Annotated in this window: 3 protein-coding genes and 1 riboswitch; of the genes, 1 reads left to right on the top strand and 2 read right to left on the bottom strand. The window is 72.2% G+C overall.

Annotated elements, in window-relative coordinates; translation table 11 throughout:
* Together A9O63_RS07685 and A9O63_RS07680 are read right to left on the bottom strand one after the other, a co-directional pair.
* Positions 1 to 758 (bottom strand): ATP-binding protein (locus A9O63_RS07685; protein ID WP_167354613.1); only part of this gene is annotated, 758 nt, incomplete at its 3' end.
* Positions 758 to 2,014: a metallophosphoesterase family protein gene (locus tag A9O63_RS07680; protein WP_069331396.1), complete on the bottom strand. Its 1,257-nt coding sequence runs from the start codon at positions 2,012 to 2,014 to the stop codon at positions 758 to 760. The genes A9O63_RS07685 and A9O63_RS07680, both read right to left, overlap by 1 nt.
* A 328-nt stretch (positions 2,015 to 2,342) precedes the next feature.
* Positions 2,343 to 2,521, top strand: a riboswitch (cobalamin riboswitch).
* 45 nt (positions 2,522 to 2,566) lie between these two features.
* Between A9O63_RS07680 and bluB the strand changes: the two genes are divergently transcribed.
* The coding region (gene bluB, locus A9O63_RS07675; protein WP_069331395.1) for a 5,6-dimethylbenzimidazole synthase at positions 2,567 to 3,056 on the top strand (490 nt) is incomplete at its 3' end.

Raw genomic sequence — 3,056 nt, 5'->3', positions numbered from 1 at the left:
TCGAGCCGCGCCCGGATCGGAAGGGTCGCCGCCAGATCCTGAAGCCGCTCCAGCTCCGCCTGCGCCGCCTCCTCTGCGGCGCGCGCTGTCCGCCAGGCGGCTTCGGCGGCCTCCGCCTCGCGCGCGAGCTTCTGGATCGCGCCGGCCGACACATCCAGCCGCCGCCGCTCCGCATCCAGTTCGGCCAGCCGCTTCTTCGCATCCGAAAGCCAGCCGCTGCGCTTGCCGCTGCGGTGAAAGCCGTCGAGGCTCGTGCGGATCGTCTCGAGCCGGGGGCTCAGCTGGGCCAGCCCCGCACTCGCCGAGAAGAGCATCTCGCCCAGATCGCCGCGGCTCGCGAGGATGCTGTCTCCGCCCTTCTCCAGCGTGTCGTCGTCGAGCGAGAACATGGCCGAATAGCCCTCGCGCGTGAGGCCGCCCAGCGCCGATTGCAGCAGCGCCTCGGGCACCGGCTGGTCGTGCGCGTCAAGCAGGCTGCCGTTGTTGCGCTTCACCCGGGCCAGATCGAGCGCGCCGCCCGCATGGCCGAGCCGCGCGCCCACGCGCATCGTGGGGCCGGGGTGGCGGAAGTCGTAGCGGGTGCGGAGCGGGATGCCGAAGAGGAGGTCGAGCCAGGCCGAGAAGAGCGTGGACTTGCCCGCCTCGTTCGGCCCGTAGACCACATGCAGGTCCGGCTCGCCCGGCGCAGGCGCGGGAAACTCGAGCCGCCGGTCCATGAAGTGGCCGTAGCGGGTGAGGTCGAGCCGGTCGAGGCGCATCAGTCCGACGTCTCCGCCGCAAGCTGCGCGAGGATCAGGGGCGTTCCCTCGGCCAGAAGGGCGCGGCAGAGCGCGGCCATCGCCTCCTCGTCCTGTCCCAGCAGATCGCGCGCCTCGGGCGGCAGGTCGCGCGCCAGCTCCTGCGCGGCCGCGAGGAGCGCGACGTTCAGGGCAGGATCCTCGGGCAGATCCTCCTGAACGAGACGGACGAGATCCTCGGGCAGGGCCGCCCCCGGCAGCTCTGCCCCTTCCTCGGAAAGCCGCAGCTCGAGCTTGTCGATCCAGAGCCTGCGTCCCGCAGAGAGGGCGCGCGCCTCCTCGGCCAGCCGGTCGCGGTCGCGCGCGATGCGCCAGGCGAGCGGGGTGGCCCCGGTCAGCACCGGGCGCAGCACGAGATGGTCGGCCGCGCGCGGCGCCTCGGCCGCGGCGCGGAGCGCCCGGTCGAGATGCGCCAGCAGGTCGGACCAGTCGGAAATCCCCGTGCAGTCGAGCGGCAGCCGGTCGAAGCGCAGCGGCGCCACGCTGCGCTCCTCGAGCGTGACCGCCCCGTCGTCGCCCACCCTGACCAGCGTGACCGAGGTTGCGCCCGCCTCGCCGATGTCGCGCCCCTGCGGCGTGCCCGGCATCACCACCGTCGCGCGCCCGCTGTGCACGAAGCGGCGGTGGATATGGCCGAGCGCCCAGTAATCGTAGCCGTGGGCCTCGAGCTCGGCGAGGCTGCAGGGCGCGTAGGGATCGTGCCCCGGGCTGCCGTTCAGGCTCGTGTGCATGAGGCCTATGTTGAACGCCCCCGGCTTCGGCGCCGGATAGCGCGGCAGCAGGCTCTCGGGCGCGTGCGGTTCGCGGAAGCTCAGCCCATGGAGGGCCACCGGCTGACCGTCGATCGTGAGCTCGACCGTCGCGGGGCGGGCGCCGAAGACGGTGGTGTTGGCCGGCGCCTCGAGCTCGCCCGTCTGCCGCGCCAGCGCATCGTGATTGCCGCGCAGGATATAGCAGCCGATCCCCGCGGCCTCGAGCCGCAAAAGCTCCTGCTTGAGAAAGCGGGGGGTCTTGGTCGAGCTGTAGGTTCCGTCCCAGAGGTCGCCCGCGATCACGAGGAAGGCCACCGCCTCGGCAAGGCAGAGATCCACGATGCGCGAAAAGGCGGTGCGCGAGGCCACGCCGATCTCGGCCGCAAGCTCGGGATCGCGCAGCGCCATCGCCCGCAGCGGCGCGTCGAGATGAAGATCGGCCGTGTGAAGGAACGTGAACGCCAAGAGACCTGCCTGCGGAACGCGCCCCTCCGGACGCCTTGGGCGACTATGGGGCGGGGCGCCGCGGCCTTCAAGGCTTCGGGGAAGGGCGGGCGGGCCTCACGGGGCCACCGACGCCCGCTTTCCGAGCTGTCCGGCGTGGCAGAGGACGGTTCGGCAGAGACGGGACGCTTTACGGCTGCCCGTGCCCGTGGGCCGTCGGCTCCTCGGGCGGGGCATTCCGTCGCGGGGCTTCGATCCGGGGCCGCGGAAATGGCTCGGATCCTCCGCCCCGCTGCCGGGTCGGGGGGGCGGCTTTCGATGCGGGCGGTTGCCCGGGCGCTCCGGTTCTGCTTTGTGGCAGGGGTCAGGTGCCGCCTTCGGGCGGAGAATCGGGAAGCCGGTGGAAATCCGGCGCGGGCCCGCCGCTGTGACGGGGATGCTCCGGGCAGAAGGCCACCGGTTCGCCGGGAAGGCGCCCGGCGGCAGATGAACCGGAGCCAGAAGACCGGCCTGACGCAGAGGTTCCCGCCGCGTGGACGGCGGCGGGATCGTCACGAACCAAGGAGCGATCCCATGCCGGATTTTCCTCCCCCCGTCGAGCCGCGCCCGGCGCGCCGTTTCACTGAAACCGAGCGTCAGGCGCTCCATGACATCATTGCCGAGCGGCGCGACGTGCGCGACGAGTTCCTGCCCGATCCGGTGGATCCTCAGGCGCTGCGCCGGGTGCTCGAGGCCGCGCATCGCGCGCCCTCGGTGGGCTTCATGCAGCCCTGGAACTTCCTCCTGATCCGCGATGCCGCGCGCAGGGCCGAGGTCCACGAGGCCTTCCGCCGCGCCAATGACGAGGCGGCGCTGCTCTTTCCCGAGGAGAAGCGCGACACCTACCGCGCGCTGAAGCTGCAGGGCATCCTGAAGGCGCCGCTCAACATCTGCGTCACCTGCGACCGCGACCGCTGCGGCGAGGTGGTGCTGGGGCGCACCCACAATCCCGAGATGGATCTCTATTCGACCGTCTGTGCGGTGCAGAACCTCTGGCTCGCCGCGCGGGCCGAGGGGCTGGGGG

The organism is Cereibacter johrii, assembly GCF_001720585.1.
GTDB lineage: Bacteria > Pseudomonadota > Alphaproteobacteria > Rhodobacterales > Rhodobacteraceae > Cereibacter_A > Cereibacter_A johrii.
The sequence above is the reverse complement of the archived record's forward strand: the minus strand, read 5'-3'. Positions and strand labels throughout refer to the sequence as shown.